Annotated in this window: 14 protein-coding genes, 1 tRNA gene and 1 riboswitch; of the genes, 11 read left to right on the top strand and 4 right to left on the bottom strand. The window is 76.0% G+C overall.

From position 1 onward, the window contains the following. Positions 1 to 19: 19 nt before the first annotated feature. The 4 genes from LQU92_RS09500 to upp form a co-directional block, all read right to left on the bottom strand. Positions 20 to 1,003 carry an aldo/keto reductase gene (locus LQU92_RS09500; protein ID WP_230780204.1) on the bottom strand — a complete coding sequence of 328 codons (984 nt, stop codon included), beginning with the start codon at positions 1,001 to 1,003 and terminating at the stop codon, positions 20 to 22. Between the two features lie 74 nt (positions 1,004 to 1,077). After that, complete coding sequence (locus LQU92_RS09495; protein ID WP_230780201.1) at positions 1,078 to 1,611, bottom strand: histidine phosphatase family protein; 534 nt, start codon at positions 1,609 to 1,611, stop codon at positions 1,078 to 1,080. Positions 1,612 to 1,696: 85 nt separating this feature from the next. Next, positions 1,697 to 2,521 (bottom strand): winged helix-turn-helix domain-containing protein, encoded by an 825-nt coding sequence (locus LQU92_RS09490; RefSeq protein WP_230780198.1) that lies wholly within the window; start codon positions 2,519 to 2,521, stop codon positions 1,697 to 1,699. Positions 2,522 to 3,017: 496 nt separating this feature from the next. Next, positions 3,018 to 3,653, bottom strand: a complete 636-nt coding sequence (gene upp, locus LQU92_RS09485) for a uracil phosphoribosyltransferase (protein WP_101851684.1) — start codon at positions 3,651 to 3,653, stop codon at positions 3,018 to 3,020. 157 nt (positions 3,654 to 3,810) lie between these two features. Between upp and tadA the strand changes: the two genes are divergently transcribed. The 11 genes from tadA to LQU92_RS09430 all read left to right on the top strand — a co-directional run bounded on the left by tadA (position 3,811) and on the right by LQU92_RS09430 (position 20,711). Then, positions 3,811 to 4,332: a tRNA adenosine(34) deaminase TadA gene (gene tadA, locus LQU92_RS09480; RefSeq protein ID WP_230780402.1), complete on the top strand. Its 522-nt coding sequence runs from the start codon at positions 3,811 to 3,813 to the stop codon at positions 4,330 to 4,332. A gap of 29 nt (positions 4,333 to 4,361) precedes the next feature. After that, positions 4,362 to 4,451, top strand: a tRNA-Ser gene (locus tag LQU92_RS09475). A gap of 262 nt (positions 4,452 to 4,713) precedes the next feature. Then, positions 4,714 to 5,544, top strand: coding sequence for a thioesterase family protein (locus tag LQU92_RS09470; RefSeq protein WP_230780195.1), 831 nt, complete (start codon positions 4,714 to 4,716; stop codon positions 5,542 to 5,544). A gap of 121 nt (positions 5,545 to 5,665) precedes the next feature. Next, a complete protein-coding gene (locus LQU92_RS09465; RefSeq protein ID WP_101851682.1) occupies positions 5,666 to 5,992 on the top strand; it encodes a 2Fe-2S iron-sulfur cluster-binding protein in 327 nt (108 codons plus the stop codon). An 81-nt stretch (positions 5,993 to 6,073) separates the two neighbouring features. Beyond that, complete coding sequence (locus LQU92_RS09460) at positions 6,074 to 8,983, top strand: FAD-binding and (Fe-S)-binding domain-containing protein (RefSeq protein ID WP_230780193.1); 2,910 nt, start codon at positions 6,074 to 6,076, stop codon at positions 8,981 to 8,983. Positions 8,984 to 9,089: 106 nt separating this feature from the next. Further along, positions 9,090 to 9,941: a DUF4232 domain-containing protein gene (locus tag LQU92_RS15020; protein WP_255667317.1), complete on the top strand. Its 852-nt coding sequence runs from the start codon at positions 9,090 to 9,092 to the stop codon at positions 9,939 to 9,941. Next, positions 9,934 to 14,937 carry a DEAD/DEAH box helicase gene (locus LQU92_RS09450; RefSeq protein WP_230780190.1) on the top strand — a complete coding sequence of 1,668 codons (5,004 nt, stop codon included), beginning with the start codon at positions 9,934 to 9,936 and terminating at the stop codon, positions 14,935 to 14,937. The genes LQU92_RS15020 and LQU92_RS09450 overlap by 8 nt, the downstream gene beginning before the upstream one ends. Positions 14,938 to 14,976: 39 nt before the next feature. Continuing rightward, positions 14,977 to 15,816 (top strand): DNA-formamidopyrimidine glycosylase family protein, encoded by an 840-nt coding sequence (locus LQU92_RS15325; RefSeq protein WP_101851678.1) that lies wholly within the window; start codon positions 14,977 to 14,979, stop codon positions 15,814 to 15,816. Positions 15,817 to 16,061: 245 nt separating this feature from the next. Then, positions 16,062 to 17,477 (top strand): stealth family protein, encoded by a 1,416-nt coding sequence (locus LQU92_RS09440; protein WP_101853047.1) that lies wholly within the window; start codon positions 16,062 to 16,064, stop codon positions 17,475 to 17,477. Between the two features lie 237 nt (positions 17,478 to 17,714). Next, positions 17,715 to 17,830, top strand: a riboswitch (SAM riboswitch). Positions 17,831 to 17,863: 33 nt separating this feature from the next. Then, a complete protein-coding gene (locus LQU92_RS09435) occupies positions 17,864 to 19,336 on the top strand; it encodes an MFS transporter (protein WP_230780187.1) in 1,473 nt (490 codons plus the stop codon). Next, entirely contained in the window at positions 19,323 to 20,711 is a 1,389-nt protein-coding gene (locus LQU92_RS09430) for an LLM class flavin-dependent oxidoreductase (protein WP_230780186.1), read from the top strand. The genes LQU92_RS09435 and LQU92_RS09430 overlap by 14 nt, the downstream gene beginning before the upstream one ends. Positions 20,712 to 20,776: the final 65 nt, after the last annotated feature.

Here is a 20,776-nt window from a genome sequence, read left to right as displayed (position 1 = left end):
CGGGGGCCTCCCGTCCGCGTCAGTACCGCGGGGCGGGGGCCGCCACGCGGTCGAGCACCGCGAGGTCCTCGGCCGTGAGCCGCAGCTCCGCCGCGGCCGCGTCCTCGCGCAGGTGGCCGAGGTCGCTCGTGCCGGGGATGGGGACGACGTGCTCGCCGGCCACCGTGGTCCACGCGATCGCGACCGCCGCCGGAGAGGTCCCGTGGCGCTCGGCGACCTCCCGGAGCGGGGCGAGCACCGTCTCCTGGGCGGCCATCGCCTCGGGCGCGAAGCGGGGGTTGCGGGAGCGGAAGTCGTCCGCGGAGAAGGCGCGCCCGCCGAGCGCGCCGGCGAGGTAGCCGCGGCCCAGCGGGGAGAACGGCACGAACGCGGCGCCGTGCTCGGCGCACCAGCCGATCACGTCCCCGGCGGGCTCGCCGTCGGCGGTGACCCCGGAGCCGTCGGGGTCGCGCGTCCACAGGGAGTACTCGGACTGGACCGCCGCGACGGGGTGGACGGCGTGCGCGCGGTCGGCCTGGGCGGTACTCACCTCGGAGAGCCCGAGGTGGCGGACCTTGCCCTCCGCGACCAGCTCGGCCAGTGCGCCCCAGGTCTCCTCGAGGGGCACCTCCGGGTCCACGCGGTGGAGGTAGTAGAGGTCGAGCACGTCGGTGCGCAGCCGGCGCAGGCTGTCCTCCGCGCTGCGGCGCACCTCGTCCGGGTGCCCGCAGCGCTCCGTGCGCGGGGGCTCCAGGGAGCGGGCCCGCAGGCCGGTCTTGGAGCACAGGAGGACCTCGTCGCGCCGGTGGGCGAGCGCAGCGCCGACGAGCTCCTCGTTGGCCCCGCCGCCGTAGAGGACGGCGGTGTCCACGACGGTCATGCCGAGGTCGACCGCCGTCTCGAGCACCGCCCGCTTCTGCCGCTCCTCCAGGCCCCGCCGGTCGTAGGCCCAGCTCAGGCCCATGGCCCCGTAGCCGATCGCCCCCACGGGCCGCCCCGTCGGGGGGAACACCACCTGCCGCATCCTCGCTCCTGTCCGCTCGTCGTCCGTGCCGGGTCCTCGGGGCCGCGATCTGCGACCCCGGGCGCGGCGCCGCGTCAGCGGCGACCGGGTCCCGGCACCGAGAAGTCCACCAGGCGGGCGTCGGCCCCGTCCAGTGCGGCCCACGGGCCGGGGACTTCGAGCACGGCATAGGCGCCGGTGGGGCAGCCGTCGGCGAGGGCCATCACGGCGTCGTAGTCGGAGTCGGGCGTGGCCAGGCGCAGGGCTGCCTCCCGCAGGCCGGGCAGGTGGCCGATCACGAGCAGCGCCTCCACGGTCTCCGGCACGTGGTTGACCACGGCCAGGATCCGGGCGTCGGCCGCCGCGTAGAGGGAGTCCTCGAGCTTGGCCGTCGGGGCGGCCTCGCCCAGCGCGCTGCACACCCACGTGCAGCTCTGCCGGGCGCGCAGGGCGCTCGAGCACAGGATCATGTCCGGAGCGTGGCCGCCCGCCAGCAGCCGCCGGCCCGCCTCCTCGGCCTCGGCGGCCCCGCGGCGGGTCAGCGGGCGGTCGTGGTCGGCCGTGCCGAGGGGGTGCTCCGCCTCGGCGTGGCGCATGAGGACGAGCTTCTTCACGTCGTGGCGGCTCATCGTCCCATCGTGCCACGGCGTCCGCGCACGGCACGGCCCCGGACCCGCAGGGGCGCGGCCGGGGCCGGACGGGGCGCGGGCCGGCTCAGATGGAGTACTCCGGGGCCGCCCAGACGACGACCTCGGGGTGCTCGTAGAAGCGGTAGCCCTGGCCGCGGACGGTGCGCACCGTGTTGGCCAGGCGCCCGAGCTTGGAGCGCAGCCGGCGGATGTGGACGTCGATGGTGCGCTCGTTGGGCACCTCCTCGGCGTCGCGCCAGAGGCTGGAGAGCAGCTCGTGGCGGCCGACGGTGCGGCTGCCGTTCTCCACGAGGTAGTTCAGCAGCTCGAACTCCTTGAACGTGAGGTTCAGGACGCTGCCGTCCAGGAACACCTCGCGGCGGGAGAGGTCGATCAGCACGCCCGTGGACTGGCTGGTCCGGGTCTCGGGGGCCTGCGCCGGGGCCGCGGTGGCCGCGGGCCGGACCGTGCCGGTCGTCGGGTCGCCCAGGGCGTTGCGCACGACCTCGAGGTCGGTGCCCGGGGTCTCGGCCGGGGCCAGGGCCACGGCCGCGTAGGAGTCGGCCTGCGGGACGAGCTGCTGGGCGTAGGCGCGGATGCTCTGCACCATCTTCACCAGCGAGGTCCCGTGGGCGGCGGCGGTCTCCTCGTCGAGGCCGACGTAGATCACGAAGCCGCGCGCCTCGTGCTCCTGGGCCGGCGGCCGCGGCGGGGCCTCGCGCCGGAGCCGGTTGGGCAACGGCTGCTCGCCGGGGGCGGTGGGCACGGCCCCGAGCGGGCCGCGCAGGCTGCGGTAGTCGGCCGGCGCCGCCGGCCCGCGGTCGTGGCCCGGCTGGGGACGACGGACCCCACGGGCCTCCCCGGCGCGCGTGCGCTGGGAGATGTGAACGTATCCCGGTGTACCTGGCATCTGGCAGTCCCTCGTTCCTGCGTCGATCGGCGGACGGGTGCCCCGTCCGGATGCCCCGGAGGGCGACCGCGCCACCGCCGGACCACGGTTCCGCCGATCCGTGGTCCAGGAGCTCAGGGCATTGCTGTGAGCTTCCTGACAAGTGGCACGTTCCTCATCCTCCACCAGGCAGGACGGGTACGCAAGAAACATTTTCGTCATTATCTCACGATGTGAGACAACGGCGACGCGCCGTCGGCCGGAACGCCAAAATGAACCCCCTTCGTCAGCTCACTGCTCATGCCGTGCTCCGCATTTCACCGAGAATTCAACAGAACGGTCGGTCCGCGCGTCCTGATTGCAGGTCATGCACGTATTGATCTCGGTGTCAAGGGAGGAGTTTGGGGGACAGCGCTGTCTCAGCATCCGGACTGCCGCCCGGGACGAGAAGGGCCCGCCGAGCACCGTCGTGCTCGGCGGGCCCTCGCCCTCCGACCCGGTCCGGGCCGCGGGCCGCTCAGTCCACGACGCCGTAGAGACGGTCGCCGGCGTCCCCCAGACCGGGGACGATGTAGGCGTTCTCGTCGAGCCGCTCGTCGCGCGCGGCCAGGACGATGTTCACCTCCGAGTCCCCCAGCTCCTCCTCGAGGGCGGCGAGGCCCTCGGGGGCGGCGAGCAGGCACACGCACGTGATCTGCTCCGCGCCGCGGCGGTAGAGGAACTTGATCGCCTCGCGCAGCGTGCCACCGGTGGCGAGCATCGGGTCGAGGACGAAGACCTGGCGCCCGGTGAGGTCGTCGGGCAGGCGCTCGGCGTAGGTGATGATGTCCAGCGTGTCCTCGTGGCGGGCCATCCCGAGGAAGCCCACCTCCGCGGTCGGGATCAGCCGGGTCATGCCCTCGAGCATGCCCAGACCCGCGCGCAGGATGGGCACGACCAGGGGCCGGGGCTTGGACAGCCCCACCCCGGCGGTCCGGGTGACGGGGGTGTCGATCTCCACGGGCTCGACGCGCACCTCGCGCGTGGCCTCGTAGGCGAGCAGCGTCACGAGCTCCTCGACGAGCAGGCGGAACACCGGGGACGTGGTGTTCTTGTCCCGGAGCACGGTCAGTTTGTGGGCCACCAGGGGGTGGTCGAGAACGGTCACTCGCATGGGCCAGAATTTACCACCGGGGTCCCGCGGTCCCCGACGGACCGGGGTCCCGGACCCGGCGCGCGCACGCGGGTCCCGAGCCCGCCCCGCCGACCGGAAGGAGCACCCCGTGGCACTGCCCCCGCGCACCCGGGACCAGGTCCGCGCTGAGCGGTGGATGCGCCTGGCCCTCGACGAGGCCGCGGCGGCCCCCGCCACCGGGGACGTGCCGATCGGTGCCGTCGTCGTCGGCCCGGACGGCACGGTGCTCGGGCGCGGGCGCAACCGCCGCGAGGCCGACGCCGACCCCACCGCCCACGCCGAGGTGCTGGCCCTGCGCGAGGCCGCGCGCACCCTGGGGTCGTGGCGGCTGGACGGCTGCACCCTCGTGGTGACGCTCGAGCCCTGCGCGATGTGCGCCGGGGCGATCGTGCTGGCCCGGGCGCCGCGGGTGGTGCTCGGCGCGTGGGACGAGAAGGCCGGGGCGGCCGGCTCCGTGCTCGACGTCCTGCGCGAGCGCCGGCTCAACCACTGGGTGGAGGTCACCGGCGGGATCCTCGAGGAGGAGTGCGCCCGCCTGCTCCTGGACTTCTTCGCGGGCCACCGCCGGTCCCCGCGCGCCCCCGGGGCAGGACGGGGGGACGACGACGGCGCCCCGCCGCGCCCCTCCCCCGGCCCGCCCCCGGGTTTTGGCGCTTGAGCGCTCCGGCCGGTACAGTACTGCGAGCTGGTGACGTGTCCGAGCGGCCGAAGGTGCATCACTCGAAATGATGTTTGGTGTAAGAGCCAACGAGGGTTCAAATCCCTCCGTCACCGCCAGTCGGGAAGGCCCCTGCTCCTCGAGGAGCAGGGGCCTTCCGCGTGCCCGGACCCGGCGCCCCGCCCCACGGGGAACCGCCCCCGGCGCCGAGTGACCACGGAACAGGCGAGTGACCACGGCACGGCGTGGTCACTCGCCTGTTCCGTGGTCACTCGGGCGGGGAGCGGCGAGCACCGGGGGCGGCCCGGGGGCCGGGCGGCTACCGTGGGGGCGGTCACAGGGCCCGCACCGCGGCGGGCCGGACGGGAAGGAGCACGGAGCATGACGCAGACGGCACGGACGGCGGGCCACCTCGGGCTGGACGGCGAGGAGGTCCCCGACGCGTACTTCGTGCGCCTGGACGCGACGCGCTTCCGCTCGACCCTGCACTCCCAGGGCGCCTGGAACGACCACGAGCAGCACATGGGCGCGGCCTCCGGCCTGCTCGCCCACGCCCTCGAGACGAACCACCCCCGCGAGGACATGGTGGCGGTGCGCTTCTCCTACGACATCCTGGGCCTGATCCCCGGCGGGGAGGTCGAGGTGACCACCCGGGTGGTGCGTCCCGGCCGGACCATCGAGCTGCTCGAGGCCGTGATGAGCCACGGCGGGCGCTCCTGCATCCGGCTGAGCACGTGGCGGCTGGCCCGCGGGGAGACCGCCGCGCTGGCCGGCACGCACCGCGAGCCGCTGCCCCCGGTCGCACAGGCCCCCGCGGCGGACATGCGCTCCCGGTGGCCGGGCGGCTACATCGCCTCCCTCGAGGGCCGCAGCGTGGTCGGGCACCGGCCCGGACGGGCGGCGATGTGGCTGCGGGCGCCCCACGCCGTCGTCGCCGGGGAGGAGTCCTCGGCCACGGCGCGGTTCCTCACCGGGGTCGACGCCGCCAACGGCATCGCGGTGCGGGTGGCCCCGCACGAGGCGGCGTTCCCCAACGTCGACCTGGGCGTGCACCTGCTGCGCGAGCCCGTCTCCGGCTGGGTGGGCCTGGACACCGACGTCACCTTCACCGCGCAGGGGACGGGCCTGACCTCCTCCGCGCTGCACGACGAGGCCGGCTACCTCGGCCAGGTCGCCCAGGCCCTGACGGTCCGCCCCTTCCCCACGGCCTGACCCGCGAGCTCCTCCGCGGCTCCGGGGCCGCGCCCGTCCGGGACCGCGGGCGGGCGACCGTACAATGGGGCGGGATTTCCGACGTCGAGACCGGGCGCCAGCGCGCCCCAGGAGGCCAGCAGTGAGCAGCATCACCGTCACCGTGATCGACCGCGAGGGCAACCGCACCGAGGGCGTGGACTGGAAGAGCCACGAGAGCCTCATGGAGGCCCTCACCCGGCACAAGTACCCCATCCTGGCCACGTGCGGCGGCAACGCCTCCTGCTCGACGTGCCACTCCTACCTGGACCCGGCCTCCTTCGCGAAGTCCGGGGAGATCGGCGACGAGGAAGAGGACCTGCTCGACATGCTCGACGACACCCGGCACGAGACCTCCCGGCTGAGCTGCCAGGTCGAGTGGTCCGAGGACCTCGACGGCGCCGAGGTCACCATCGCCCCCGAGTGGTGAGCCGGCGCCCCTGACCCGGGGAGCCCGCCCACCGACCCGCCCCACCGGAGCCCGGCCGCCGCGCCGCGCAGGAGATGGACCATGACCGAGATCCGTGACGACCTGACCACGCGCGCCGCCTACGTCTCCGACGCGTCCCTCTACCGCCGCCTGCCCGAGGCCGTGGCCGAGCCCCGCGACGCCGGGGAGGTGCGCGAGCTGCTGGCGCTGGCGCGGGAGCGCGGCTGGGCGGTCGTCCCGCGCGGCGGGGGCACCTCCGTGGCGGGCAACGCGATCGGCGACGGCCTCGTCGTCGACACCTCGCGGCACTTCAACCGGATCCTCTCGATCGACCCCGAGGCCATGACGGCCGTCATCGAACCCGGGGTCGTGTGCGACCAGCTGCGGGCGGCGGCCGCCGAGTTCGGCCTCACCTACGGCCCCGACCCCTCGACGCACTCGCGGTGCACGATCGGCGGGATGGTCGCCAACAACGCGTGCGGCTCCCACTCCGTGGCGTGGGGCACCTCCGCGGACAACCTCGTGGCGCTGACCGTGATGCTCGCCGACGGCCGGGAGGTCGAGCTGCGCGCGGGCGGGACCTCCGACCCGCAGCTGGACCGGGCGCTGACCGGGCTGCGCGACCGGCACCTGGCGATGCTGCGCACGGAGCTGGGACAGTTCCCCCGGCAGGTCTCGGGCTACGGGCTGCACTACCTGCTCGGGGAGAAGGGCTTCGACACCGCCAAGGCCTTCGCCGGCTCCGAGGGCACGTGCGGGATCATCACCCGGCTCACGGTGCGCCTGGTCCGCAAGCCCGCGCACACCGCCCTGGCCGTGCTGGGCTTCGAGGACGCCTTCGAGGCCGCGACCGCCGCCCCGAAGCTGCGCGTGCCGGGGGTGCACACGATCGAGGGCATGGGCGCGGACCTGCTCGAGGCCCTGCGCACCCGCCCGGGCCAGGAGCACGCCGGGGGCGAGCTGCCCCGCGGCGGCGGCTGGCTCTACTGCGAGATCGGCGCGGACACCCTCGAGGAGGCCGAGGCCGCGGCCCGCGCCCTGCCGGGGCTCGTGCCGGAGAACGTCGTGGACGCCGTGATCGTCACCGACGCCGACCGGGCCCGCGGTCTGTGGCGGATCCGCGAGGCCGGGGCCGGCATCGTCACCCGCCTGCCCGACGGCGGGGAGGCCTGGCCCGGGTGGGAGGACTCCGCGGTCCCGCCCGCGCGGCTGGGCGAGTACCTGCGCGACCTCTACGCCCTGCTGCACGAGCTGGGCCTGACCGGCATCCCGTTCGGGCACTTCGGGGAGGGCTGCGTGCACATCCGCATCTCCTTCGACTTCACCGACGACGACGGGGTCGCGGCCTACCGCACGTTCATCGAGCGCGCCGCGGCCCTCGTGCACCGCTACGGCGGGTCGGTCTCCGGCGAGCACGGCGACGGCCGCGCCCGCTCCGAGCTGCTGGGCACCATCTACTCCCCCGAGGCGCTGTCGGCCTTCGCCGCGTTCAAGGCCGCCTTCGACCCCGACGGGCTGTTCAACCCCGGCGTGCTGGTGGACCCCGAGCCGATCGACCGGGGCATCCGCCCCGGTCCCGGGGCCCGCACCTTCGACCTCACGCCCGTGCACGCGTTCTCCCGCGACGGCGGCTCCTTCGCCGGTGCGGTCAACCGGTGCGTGGGCGTGGGCGCCTGCCGCTCCGACGCCGGGGCGATGTGCCCGTCCTTCCAGGCCACCCGCGACGAGGTGCACTCGACCCGCGGCCGCGCCCGCTCCCTGGCCGAGATGCTGCGCGGGGAGTCCATCACGGACGGCTGGAAGTCGAAGGAGACGCTCGAGGCCCTCGACCTGTGCCTGTCCTGCAAGGCCTGCGCCACCGAGTGCCCCGTCAACGTGGACATGGCCACCTACAAGGCCGAGTTCCTGCACCACCACTACGGCCAGGGCCTGCGCTCCTTCCTGGGGCGCAACCGCCGGCCCACGGCCCAGTTCACGATGGGCTGGATGCCGCTGCTGATGCGGATCGTGGAGAAGGTCCCCTTCGCGTTCCGCGCGATCAACCTGGCCGAGTCCTTCCGCCCCGTCGAGGAGCTGACCAAGCGCCTGGGCGGGATCGAGCGGAAGCGGCGGATGATCTCCTTCGTCGACCGTCCGCTGACCCGCTGGTTCCGGGACCGCCGGCCGGAGGGGCACCGCCCCGGCGACGACGCCGCGGGCCGGCCGACCGTCGTGCTGTGGCCCGACACCTTCACGAACTTCGCCGCCGACGCCCCCGGCAGGGCCGCCGTGGAGGTCCTCGAGGCCATGGGCTACCGCGTGCTGCTGCCCATGGACAACGTGTGCTGCGGGCTGACCTGGCACTCCACCGGCCAGCTGGACATGACGCGGAAGGTCCTGCGCGAGACCCTCGACGTCATGGCGCCCCTGCTCGAGGCCGGCTACCCGGTGATCGGCCTGGAGCCCTCCTGCACCGTCATGCTGCAGGACGAGATCACCGAGCTGCTGCCGGGGGACCCGCGGGCGGCCCGGGTCGCCGAGCTCACCACCACGCTGGGCGCCTTCACCGCCCGCCACCTCGCCGAGGGCGGCCCCTGGCCGTTCCGGGAGCTGGCCACCGAGGCCGGACCGGCCGCGGCCGTGTGCCAGGTGCACTGCCACCAGCAGTCGATGCTGGGCTACGGCCCCGAGCTCGAGGTGCTGGCGAAGCTGGGCGTGGACACCGCCGTGGTCGGCGGGGGCTGCTGCGGCCTCGCCGGCAACTGGGGCTTCGAGCCCGGCCACTACGAGGTCTCCCAGCGCCTCGGGGAGCGGGAGCTGTTCCCCGCGATCCGCGCCGCCGCGGACGGGACCATCGTGCTGGCCGACGGCTTCTCCTGCCGCACCCAGATCGCCCAGGGCACCGGCGCCGAGGGGGTCCACCTCGCCCAGGTGCTGCGCGCGGCCCTGCCGCCGGAGCCCGCCCCGGGCACCCCGCCGGGAGCCGCTGCGGGGACCGCCCCCGCGCCGTAGCCGCTCCCGGGGCGTGTCGGTGCCCGGACCTACACTGGGAGCCCCGGGCAGGGCAGGCCTCCTCGGGGCGTGGTCGCCCACGACGTCCCCCGAGGAGGAGCCCCCCATGACCCCGGCCGTCCCCCCGCCCTCGCCCGCCCCCGCGGCCTCCCGCCGCCGTCCCGTGCGGGGCGCGCTCGCGCTCGCCTCCCTGCTGGCCCTCACCGCCTGTGCCGGCGGCGCCGAGGAGCCGGCCCCCGCCCCGGACGGCACCGCCGCGACCGCCCCCCGGGAGGGCGCCTCGGACCCCGCCCCCTCCGGGGCCGCGTCCGGCCCCTCCCCGGCGGCCGACGGGGGGACGTCCGCCCCCGGCGGGGAGCCCGCGGAGCGGACCGCGGCGCCGGATCCCGGCGACGAGAGCACCGGCGCCGCGACGGACCGGGACAGCGGCCCGGACGGCGCGGCGGCCGGGGACGGCCCGGCGGAGGGGGACGCCCCCGCCGGGGACGCCGCCGACCGCCCGGAGGGCTCGGCCGCCGCGATCCCGCCCGCCGGGGCCCACCGGGCGGACGGCGTGTGCCGGCTGCCCGACCTCGACGTCGCGGCCGCACCGGCCGGCGGGGCCGCCGGGTCCGTGTGGGTCGAGCTGACCGTGACCAACACCGGGCCGGACCCGTGCCGGGTCGCCGGCTACCCCGGCGTGTCCTTCGTGGACGGCACCGGCGCGCAGATCGGCGCGGCCGCCGCGCGGGACACCGGCGTGCCCGGCACCGGGGGGACCCTGGCCCCCGGCGGGTCCGCGACCGCCGCCCTGCGGATCGGCCAGGCCGCCGTGCACGCCGGCTGCGAGGCCCGCCCCGCGGCGGGCCTGCGCGTCTACCCGCCCGAGAACACCTCCTCGGTCGTGGTGCCCCTGCCGGTGCAGGCGTGCGCCGCCCCGGGCGTCCAGCAGCTCGAGGTCCAGGGGTTCGGTGGCTGAGCCCGCGCTCCGGCTGTTCACCGAGCCCACCCGGACCTGGTTCGAGGGGGCCTTCAGCGCGCCCACCGCCGCCCAGGAGGGGGCGTGGCGGGCGGTCGCGGCCGGGCACCACGCCCTCGTCGTCGCCCCCACGGGCTCGGGCAAGACCCTGGCCGCGTTCCTGTGGGCCCTCGACCGGTTCGTCGCCGACGCCCCCGCCGGCGGGTCCGCGCCGGGCCCGGCGGAGGAGACGCCGGCGACCGGGACGGGCAGCCTGCGGCAGCGGGCCCGCGCTGCCGCCGAGGGGCCCCGGCGGGGCACCCGCGTCCTCTACGTCTCCCCGCTGAAGGCCCTCGGCGTCGACGTGGAGCGCAACCTGCGGGCCCCGCTGATCGGCATCGCCCAGACCGCCCGCCACCAGGGCCGCCCGGCACCGGAGGTCAGCGTGGGCGTGCGCTCCGGGGACACCCCGCAGGCGGTGCGCCGGGCCCTGCTGAGCAGCCCCCCGGACATCCTCATCACCACCCCCGAGTCGCTGTACCTCATGCTCACCTCCAAGGCGCGGGAGACGCTGACGGGCGTGGAGACCGTGATCGTCGACGAGGTCCACGCGGTGGCCGGCACCAAGCGCGGGGCCCACCTGGCCGTGACCCTGGAGCGGCTGGACGCCCTGCTGGAGCGGCCCGCCCAGCGCATCGGGCTCTCCGCGACCGTCGAGCCGGTCGAGACCGTGGCCCGGTTCCTCGGCGGCCGGGAGCCGGTCGCGGTCGTGGCCCCGGAGGCGGAGAAGCGCTGGGACCTCACCGTCTCGGTCCCCATCCCGGACATGACCGTGCTCGGCGGGCCGGCCGCGTCCCCGTCCCTGGCCGGCTCGGCCTTCGGCGACGACGACCTCGACTCCCTCGGCCCGCAGGCGAGCGCCTCGATCTGGCCCCACGTCGAGGAGCGGGTCGTGGACCTGGTCCTGGCCAACCGCGCGACGATCGTCTTCGCCAACTCCCGCAGCCTGGCCGAGAAGCTCACCGCCCGGCTCAACGAGATCCACGCCTTCCGCCTCGAGCACGCCGCCGGGGGGACCGCCGCGGACCCGGGCGCGGACACCGGTCCCGGACCGGAGGCCGCGGGCCCGGGCACGGGGTCCTCCGGCGGCGCCCCGCGCCCGGTCGGGGAGGTCCTGCGCGAGACGCTTTCGGACGGTGCCGGCGGTCCCCGGGGCGGAGCCGCTCCGGGGACCGCCCCGGCGGGTCCGGCCGCGGGTCGCGCCGCGGGGCCGGCCCGCCAGCACGGCCGCTACGAGGGCGCCGACCCCGTGCTGGCCCGCGCCCACCACGGGTCGGTGTCCAAGGACCAGCGCGCCCTGATCGAGGACGACCTCAAGACCGGGCGGCTGCGCTGCGTCGTGGCGACCTCCTCCCTGGAGCTGGGCATCGACATGGGCGCCGTGGACCTCGTGGTGCAGATCGAGGCCCCGCCCTCGGCGGCCTCGGGCCTGCAGCGGGTCGGGCGCGCCGGCCACCAGGTCGGGGAGGTCTCCCGGGGCCACCTCTACCCCAAGCACCGCGGGGACCTGCTCGACGCCGCCGTGACGGTCGAGCGGATGCTGCAGGGCCGGATCGAGCCGCTGGCGATCCCGGCCAACCCCCTCGACGTCCTCGCCCAGCACACGGTCGCCGCGAGCGCCCTGGGCCCGCTGGACGTCGAGGAGTGGCTCGACGTCGTGCGCCGCTCCGCGCCGTTCCTGTCCCTGCCCCGCTCGGCGTTCGACGCCGTCCTGGACCTGCTCTCGGGCCGCTACCCCTCGGACGAGTTCGCCGAGCTGCGCCCCCGCATCGTCTGGGACCGCGAGACCGGCACGATCGAGGGCCGCCCCGGCGCGCAGCGCCTGGCCGTGACCTCCGGCGGCACCATCCCCGACCGCGGCCTGTTCGCCGTCTACCTCGTGGGCGAGCAGGACGGGAAGAACTCCCGGCGGGTGGGCGAGCTCGACGAGGAGATGGTCTACGAGTCGCGCGTGGGCGACGTCATCGCCCTGGGCGCCTCCAGCTGGCGGATCGAGGAGATCACCCACGACCGGGTGATCGTCTCCCCCGCCCCCGGCGTGCCCGGCAAGCTGCCGTTCTGGCACGGCGACGGCCCCGGCCGGCCCGTGGAGCTGGGCCGGGCGGTGGGCCGGTTCGTGCGCGAGGTCGCCGGGGCCGCCCCGGAGCAGGCCCGGGCCCGGCTCGGCGCGGCCGGGCTCGACGAGTGGGCCGCCGACAACCTGCTCGCCTACCTCGCCGAGCAGCAGGAGGCCGTGGGGCAGATGCCCTCCGACCGGCTCTTCGTCGTCGAGCGGTTCCACGACGAGCTCGGCGACTGGCGGGTCGTGCTCCACTCCCCGTTCGGGATGCCCGTGCACGCCCCGTGGGCGCTGGCGGTGGGCGCCCGGCTGCAGGAGCGCTACGGCCTCGACGGCGCCGCCCAGGCCGCCGACGACGGGATCGTGCTGCGCGTGCCGGCCATGGAGGACGAGCCCCCCGGTGCGGAGCTGTTCCTGTTCGACCCCGACGAGCTCGAGCTGCTCGTCACCGAGCAGGTGGGCGGCTCGGCGCTGTTCGCCTCCCGGTTCCGGGAGTGCGCCGCCCGCGCGCTGCTGCTGCCCCGGCGCGACCCCGGCCGCCGCACCCCGCTGTGGCAGCAGCGCCAGCGCTCCGCCCAGCTGCTCGACGTCGCCCGGAAGTACCCGCAGTTCCCGATCATCCTGGAGACGGTGCGCGAGTGCCTCCAGGACGTCTACGACCTGCCGGCGCTGCAGGAGCTGCACCGGGCCGTGGAGCGCCGGGCGATCCGGGTCGTGGAGACGACCACGGAGCAGCCCTCACCCTTCGCCCGGACCCTGCTGTTCGGCTACGTCTCCCAGTTCCTCTACGAGGGGGACTCGCCGCTGGCCGAGCGCAAGGCCGCGGTGCTGTCCCTGGACACCGCCCTGCTCAACGAGCTGCTGGGCCGGGCCGAGCTGCGGGAGCTGCTCGACCCGGAGGTCATCGAGCGCACGGGCGCGGAGCTGCAGCGGCTGGCCCCGGACCGGCGGCTGCGCGGGGCCGAGGGCGCGGCGGACCTGCTGCGCCTGCTCGGGCCGCTGAGCGCCGCCGAGGCCGCCCGCCGCCTCCAGGACCCGCAGGACCCCGAGCGGGCCTGCCCGGAGGAGACCGCCCGGGCCTGGCTGGAGCAGCTCGTGGCCGCCAACCGGGCGCTGCGGGTGCAGCTGCGCGGGGTCGAGTCCTGGGCGGCGATCGAGGACGCCGCCCGCCTGCGCGACGCCCTGGGGGTGCCCCTGCCCATGGGCGTGCCGCTGGCGTTCGTCGAACCGGTCGAGGACCCCCTGGCCGACCTCGTGGCCCGCTACGCCCGCACGCACGGGCCCTTCACCGCCGAGGAGGCCGCCGGGGCCCTGGGCCTGGGCGTGGCGGTCGTGCGCACCACCCTCGAGCGCCTCGGCGCCGAGCGGCGCGTGGTGGAGGGCGAGTTCCGCCCCGCGGAGCTGCTGGCCGGGCGCGGGCTGCGCGCGGGCGCCGAGTGGTGCGAGGCCGAGGTGCTGCGCCGGATCCGGCGCCGGTCGCTGGCCGCGCTGCGCCGCGACGTCGAGCCCGTCGCGGGCCGGGTCTACGCCCGTTTCCTGCCCGCCTGGCAGCACGTGGGCCGCGGCAACCAGCTGCGCGGCGAGGACGGGGTGCTCACGGTCGTCGACCAGCTCGCGGGCACGGCCGTGCCCGCCTCGGCGTGGGAGCCGCTCGTGCTCGCCGCCCGCGTGGCCGACTACCGGCCCGAGCTGCTGGACGAGCTCACCGCCTCCGGCGAGGTCCTGTGGGCGGGGGCAGGGTCCCTCGCCGGCGACGACGGGTGGGTGTCGCTGCACCTGAGCGAGGCCGCCGCCCTCACCCTGCCGCCGGCCGAGGTCCTCGCCGAGCGTGCCGCGTTCCTCGACTCCGCCCTCGAGCGGCGGGTCCTCGAGGCCCTGGGCACCGGCGGCGCCTGGTTCTTCCCCCAGCTGCTGGCCCGCCTCGACGCGACCGGGGACCCGGTGCCCGCCGGGGAGCTGACCACGGCCCTGTGGAACCTCGTGTGGGCCGGGCTCGTCACCAACGACACGTTCCTGCCGGTGCGCTCGCTGCTCGCCGGCGGACAGGCGGCCCACCGGCACAAGCCGCGCGCGCCGCGCGGCCGCTCCACCGTCCGGCGCGGGGCGGCCCGGCTGCGCCCCGGCACCGGCGGGCCTGCCGCGGGCCGAGCGGGGGCCGGTGTGCTCGAGCGCCACGACGCCCCCCTCGTGGCCGGGCGCTGGTCCCGCCTGGACCCCGAGCCGCTGGAGCCCACGCTGCGCGCCTCGGCCACCGCCGAGCTGCTGCTGGACCGCTACGGGGTCGTGACCAGGGGCCCGGTGGCGGTCGAGGAGGTCCCCGGCGGCTTCGCCACGATGTACAAGGTGCTCTCCACCCTGGAGGACACCGGCCGGGCCCGGCGCGGCTACTTCGTCGAGGGCCTCGGCGCCGCCCAGTTCGCCCAGCCGGCCACGGTCGACCACCTGCGCGGGTTCAGCACCGACGACCAGGTCCGCCGGGAGGAGCCGGTGGTCCTGGCCCTGGCCGCGACCGACCCCGCCAACCCGTACGGGGCCGCCCTGGAGTGGCCGCAGCCGGTGGCCGCCCCCGCCCCGGACGGGGGTGCGGCGGCCCCGGGCCGGCACCGGCCCGGGCGCAAGGCCGGCGCCGTCGTCGTGCTGGTCGACGGGGCGCTGGTCCTCTACGTCGAGCGCGGCGGGCGCACGGTGCTCGTCTTCGACGACGACGCCGCGGCCGTGGCCGCCGCCGGTCCCGCGGTGGTCGAGACGGTCCGGCGCGGGGCCGTGGACAAGCTCACCGTGGAGAAGGTCAACGGCGCGGAGGTCCTCGGCCCCGGCCCCCTCGAGACCGCCGTGCGCGAGGCCCTGCTGGCCGGCGGGTTCTACTCGACCCCGCGCGGGCTGAGGATGCGCCGGTGAGCGCGCCGCGGCCCGGGCCCCGACCCGGAGGAGGACCCCGTGCCCGAGGGTGACACCGTCTACCGCCAGGCCGCGCTGCTGCACCGCGCCCTCGCCGGGCAGGTGCTCGTGCGCAGCGACCTGCGCTTCCCGTCGGTCGCGACCGCCGACCTCTCCGGCCGGACCGTCACCGAGGTCGTGCCCCGCGGCAAGCACCTGCTGGTGCGCACCGACGGCGGCCCGGAGGGTCTGACCCCGCTGAGCCTGCACTCGCACCTGCTCATGGAGGGCATGTGGCACGTCTACCCGCGCGGGGCGCGGTGGCGGCGTCCCGGCCACCAGGCCCGGGCGGTCCTGGAGACGGCCCGGGCCCAGGCGGTCGGCTTCGACCTCGGGATGCTCGACCTCGTCGCCACCGCCGGGGAGGACGAGGTCGTGGGCCACCTCGGCCCGGACCTGCTGGGCCCCGACTGGGACCGGGCCGCGGCGCTCGGCCGGCTGGCCGCGGTGCCGGGGCGGCGGATCGGGGCGGCGCTGATGGACCAGCGCAACCTCGCCGGGATCGGCAACGTCTACCGCAACGAGGTGCTCTTCCTCGGCCGGGTCCACCCCTTCACCGCGGTCGCCGACGTCCCGGACCTCGGGGCGCTCGTGGACCTCTCGCACCGGCTGCTGCACGTCAACCGCGACCGCTCCCAGCGCTCCACCGTGGGCGGCCCGGCCCGGCGCGGGGAGCAGTTCTGGGTCTACGGCCGGGGCCGGCAGCCCTGCCGCCGCTGCGGGGCGAGGATCACGGAGGCCCGCATCGACGACGCCGAGCTCGAGCCCGGCCGCCCCGGCCCCGGCCCGCCCCGCGACCGGGCCGTGTGGTTCTGCGAGCGCTGCCAGCCCCGGGCCTGACCGCCGGGGCGGGCGAGGTCTTATCCTGGGAGCGCCGCAGCCGCGGCACCGACCACGAGGAGACCACCATCGACACCACTGTGCTCGACACCGCCTACTTCCCGGCCCCCGAGGACGGGACGGACGGCGACGAGTTCCGCAGCGCCTCGCGCGCGTCCGCGGCCGCGCTGGAGCAGCGCGAGGACGTCGTGCGCTACAAGGGCCGCTTCGCCCTGCGGATCACCGACCGGACCCCGTACGAGGTCATGGTCGAGAACCTGCTGTTCCTGCGCGGCGTGCTCGACGCCGCCGGGATCGACCACCTGCTCGTGCGCGGCAACGACGAGCGGCCCGTGGTCGCCGTCGACCTGCGCGAGCGCACCCGCCTGCGGGAGGCGCTGGTCGCCGCCGCGGAGGGCGAGCCGTACTACGTCAAGCCCATGGACACCAAGAAGAAGACCTCCGAGCTGCTCGCCGACGGGGAGCTCTCCCACCGCCGCAACGCCCGGGTCTTCCGCCTCTACCGGCCGCACTACGCCAAGCGCTCCCGCCTCTACTACGGGGCCGCGACCGGCGTGCAGATCGAGCTGTGGGAGTTCGGCCGGGACGAGATCCGCCTGCCCGTGGAGAACTCCCTGACCCGCCGCAGCGTCTCCCGCGCCGAGGCCGTGCGCGGGACCGTGGAGCGCTTCGGGCTGCAGTGGGCCACGATCGAGAACATGTTCGCCGACCACGCGAGCGACATCGACTTCGAGATCGACATGGTCTTCTCGTGGGTCGACGGCTCCGACCCCGAGTACCGGCGGGTGCGGGCCTCCTACATGGAGGACGCGGTCGTGGGCGAGGGCGACGACCACGAGGCCCGCTTCCGGCAGGTCGACGAGCTGAAGTACGCGCTGCGCTCGGTGCACATGTTCGCCCCCTGGGTGCGGACCGTCTGGATCGCCACCGACTCGGCGCCCCCGGCCTGGCTGGCCGAGCACCCGCGGGTGCGGATCGTGCGCAGCGAGGAGTTCTTCGAGGACACCTCCGTGCTGCCGATCTACAACTCGCAGGCGGTGGAGGCGCAGCTGCACCGCATCGAGGGGCTCGCCGAGCACTTCCTGTACTCCAACGACGACATGTTCTTCGGCCGCCAGATCGGCCCGTCCCTGTTCTTCTCCCCCGGTGGGGTCACGAAGTTCGTGGAGGCCTCCACCCGCATCGGCCTGGGCGAGGGCCACCCCGAGCGCTCCGGGTTCGAGAACGCGGCCCGGGTCAACCGGAAGCTGCTGTGGGAGCGCTTCGGGCGGATCACCACCCGCCACCTCGAGCACTGCGCCGCGCCGCTGCGCCGCAGCGTGGTCACCGAGCTCGAGGAGGAGTTCCCGGAGGAGTTCCGGCGCACGGCCGCCAGCCGGTTCCGCGCCGCGGGCAACATCTCCGTGACGAACTCGCTCTACCACTACTACGCGCTGCTGGCCGGGCGGGCCGTGACCCAGGACACCGCCCGCACCGCCTACGTGGACACCACGACCGAGGCCGGCCTGCAGCGGATGGAGCGGCTGCTGGCCAAGCGCGGGCTCGACATGTTCTGCCTCAACGACGGCAGCTTCCCGGAGGTCCCCGCCGCCGAGCGCGCCGAGCGGATGCGCGAGTTCCTGGAGCGCTACTTCCCCGTGCCCGCGCCCTGGGAGAAGTAGCCCGGCTCCCCGCCGCGGCAGGGCACCGGCCCGGGACGAGGACCCGCCTCCTCGCCCCGGGCCGGTGCCCTTCCCCGTGCCCGGGCGCCGTTGCCCCGCGGGCAGGACCGGGCGGGCCCCCTGTCGTGGACCGGCACGGGCTCCGGACGCAAGTGTGACGTCATGACGGGCCGGGCCGTGACACGTCGTCGCACGGCTGGGCGCAGGGCGGACCCGGCCCCTAGCGTCGTCCCCGAGAATCATGAGCTCCGGTGCGAAGCCCTGGCTGGCCGGACGGCAACCCTCGACGCTGTAGCGGGGTGCCCCAGGTGAGGATTCGGCCCGTGTCACCACCGCGCGGGTAAGTACGGCGTCTCGTGCGAGCCGCCCGCCCCCAGGGAGATCCCATGACCGTGCCGCGCCCCGTCGCGCCGCCCCCGCCCCACGGCTCCACCTCGGTGGGCCGGTCGCTGCTGCGCAAGAAGCGGGTGCTGTCCTCCGCCTTCGTCGGCACCACCATCGAGTGGTACGACTTCTACCTCTACGGCACCGCCGCCGCGCTGGTGTTCAACAAGCAGTTCTTCCCCTCCGACTCGGAGCTGGGCTCGCTGCTGGCCTCGTTCGCGACCTTCGCCATCGCGTTCTTCGTCCGGCCCCTCGGCGGGATCGTCGCCGGCCACCTGGGCGACCGGATCGGGCGCAAGGCGCTGCTGGTGGCCTCGCTGCTGACCATGGGGGTGGCCTCGACCCTGATCGGCGCCCTGCCCACGTTCGCGACCGCCGGCTGGTTCGCCGTGGCCGCCCTCGTGGCCCTGCGCCTGCTGCAGGGGCTCTCCGCCGGGGCCGAGTGGGGCGGATCCGCCCTGCTGTCCGTCGAGCACGCCCCCGCGTCCCGCCGGGGCCTGTTCGGCAGCTTCACCCAGATCGGCTCGGCCGCCGGGATGCTGCTGGCCACCGGCGCGTTCGCCCTGGTGCAGCTGCTGCTGACGGACGAGCAGTTCCAGGCCTTCGGCTGGCGCCTGCCCTTCCTCGCCAGCGCCCTGCTCGTGGCGATCGGGCTGCTCATCCGCCTCGGGGTGGACGACGCCGAGGAGTTCCGCGAGCTGCGCGCCCGCGACGAGGTCGCCACCTCGCCCGTGCGCCAGGTGCTGCGCGAGGGCCGCCGCGGGGTGCTCGTGACCATCGGGCTGCGCACCGTCCAGCCCGCCATGTACTCCGTGCTGACCGTCTACACCCTCACCTACCTCGCCGACCGGCGCGGGGACTCCTCCGCGGGGCTGATCGCGATCCTCGTCGCCTCGGCCGTGGGCCTGGCCTCGGGACCGTTCTGGGGCTGGCTCTCGGACCGCTGGGGCCGGCGCCGGCTCGCGGTGGTCTCCGCCGCGGCGACCGCCGTGCTGATCTGGCCCTACTTCCTGTTCCTGGACCTCGGCCCGCTCGTGCTGCTGCCCCTGGTGTACCTGGTGGTCATGAACTGGCTGCACGACTCGATCTACGGCCCGCAGGCGGCGTGGTTCGCCGAGCAGTTCCCGGTGCACCTGCGCTACAGCGGGGTGTCCCTCGGCTACCAGGTCGGCACGATCGTCTCCGGCGGGATGACCCCGTTCATCGCCGCGGCCCTGCTGGCCCTCGGCGGCGGCAGCCCGTGGCTGATCTGCGCCTACGTGGGCGTGCTCGCCGCGCTGAGCGTGGTCGCGGCCCTGGCCGCGGCCGACCCGGTGACGGATCCGGCGTCCGCGCCGGGGTCCGGGCCGGGGTCCGCGTCGGGGTCGGGCCCCGCCCCCGACGCCCCCGCGGCCGGGACCCCCGCCGGCCGCACCGCCCCCGGGGCCGCCGGCGGTCCCGGACGACCCGAGGAGGCCGCCGATGCCCTCGTCTGAGCCCCGCCCCCTGCTCCTGAACGCCTTCGAGATGGCCGTGCCCGTGCACCAGTCCCCCGGGCTGTGGCGCCACCCCGAGGACCGCTCCCGGGACTACACCTCCCTCGCGCACTGGACCCGGCTCGCGCGCACGCTCGAGGACGGCGGGTTCCACGGGATCTTCTTCGCCGACGTCCTGGGCCAGTACGACGTCCACGGCGGCAGCGGGGACGCCGCGGCCCGCGGCGGGGTGCAGTTCCCGATGCTCGACCCCCTCCTGCTCGTGCCGGCCCTCGCGGCCGTCACCGAGCGGATCGGCTTCGGCGTGACCGCCTCGGTCAGCTACGAGCACCCGTACGCCCTCGCCCGGCGGCTGAGCACCCTGGACCACCTCACCGGCGGGCGGGTGGCGTGGAACATCGTCACCTCCTACCAGGACTCCGCCGCCCGCAACCTCGGCCAGGACCGCCAGGTGCCCCACGACGAGCGCTACGACCGGGCCGAGGAGTACCTCGACGTGGTCTACCGGCTGTGGGAGTCCTCCTTCGACGACGACGCCGTGGTCGCCGACCCCGCCGCCGGCGTCTACGTGGACCCCTCCCGGGTGCGGGGCATCGGCCACGAGGGCGAGCGCTTCAGCGTCCCGGGCCCCGCCCTCGTGGAGCCCTCGCCGCAGCGCACCCCGCTGCTCTTCCAGGCGGGGGCCTCGACCCGGGGCCGGGCCTTCGCCGCCAAGCACGCCGAGGCCGTGTTCTTCAGCGGCCCCACCGCCGAGCAGACGGCCGGGTGGGTGCGGGCCGTGCGGGCGGAGGCCGCCGGCCGGGGCCGGGACCCGCGGCGGGTGAAGGTCTTCTCCAACGTCAACGTCGTCGTCGCGGACACCGACGCCGAGGCCCTGGCCCGGCTCGAGGACTACCGCCGCCACGTGGACGTCGAGGCGGCCCTGGCGCTGTTCGCCGGCTGGACGGGGGTGGACCTCTCCGGGGCCGACCCGGACGAGCCGCTGGAGCACGTGACCACGGACGGCAACCGGTCGGCCCTGGCGTCGTTCACCACGCTGGACCCGGACCGGGTGTGGACCCCGCGGCTGCTGGCCGAGTTCGTGAGCATCGGCGGGCGCGGGCCCGTGCTGGCCGGCTCCCCCGCCACGGTCGCCGACGGGCTGGAGCGGTGGGCGCGGGTGGCCGACGTCGACGGCTTCAACGTCAACGCCGCCGTGCGGCCGGGCGACTTCGAGCGCTTCGCCCGCCTGGTCAGCCCGGAGCTGCGCCGCCGCGGCCTGCTGGAGGAGCCCGCCCCGGGGGCCACGCTGCGCGAGACGGTGCTGGGCGAGGGGCCGCGGCTGGCCCCCGACCACTACGGCGCCGGGTTCCGCCCGGTGCCCGCGGCGCGCTAGCGCACCCGCAACGGGCCCGGCCCCGGACCCCGCAGGAGAGCGGGGTCCGGGGCCGGGCCCGCGCC

It is taken from the genome of Kocuria sp. LUK (genome assembly GCF_021012935.1).
GTDB lineage: Bacteria > Actinomycetota > Actinomycetes > Actinomycetales > Micrococcaceae > Kocuria > Kocuria flava.
This window is presented reverse-complemented; position numbering and strand designations above follow the sequence as displayed.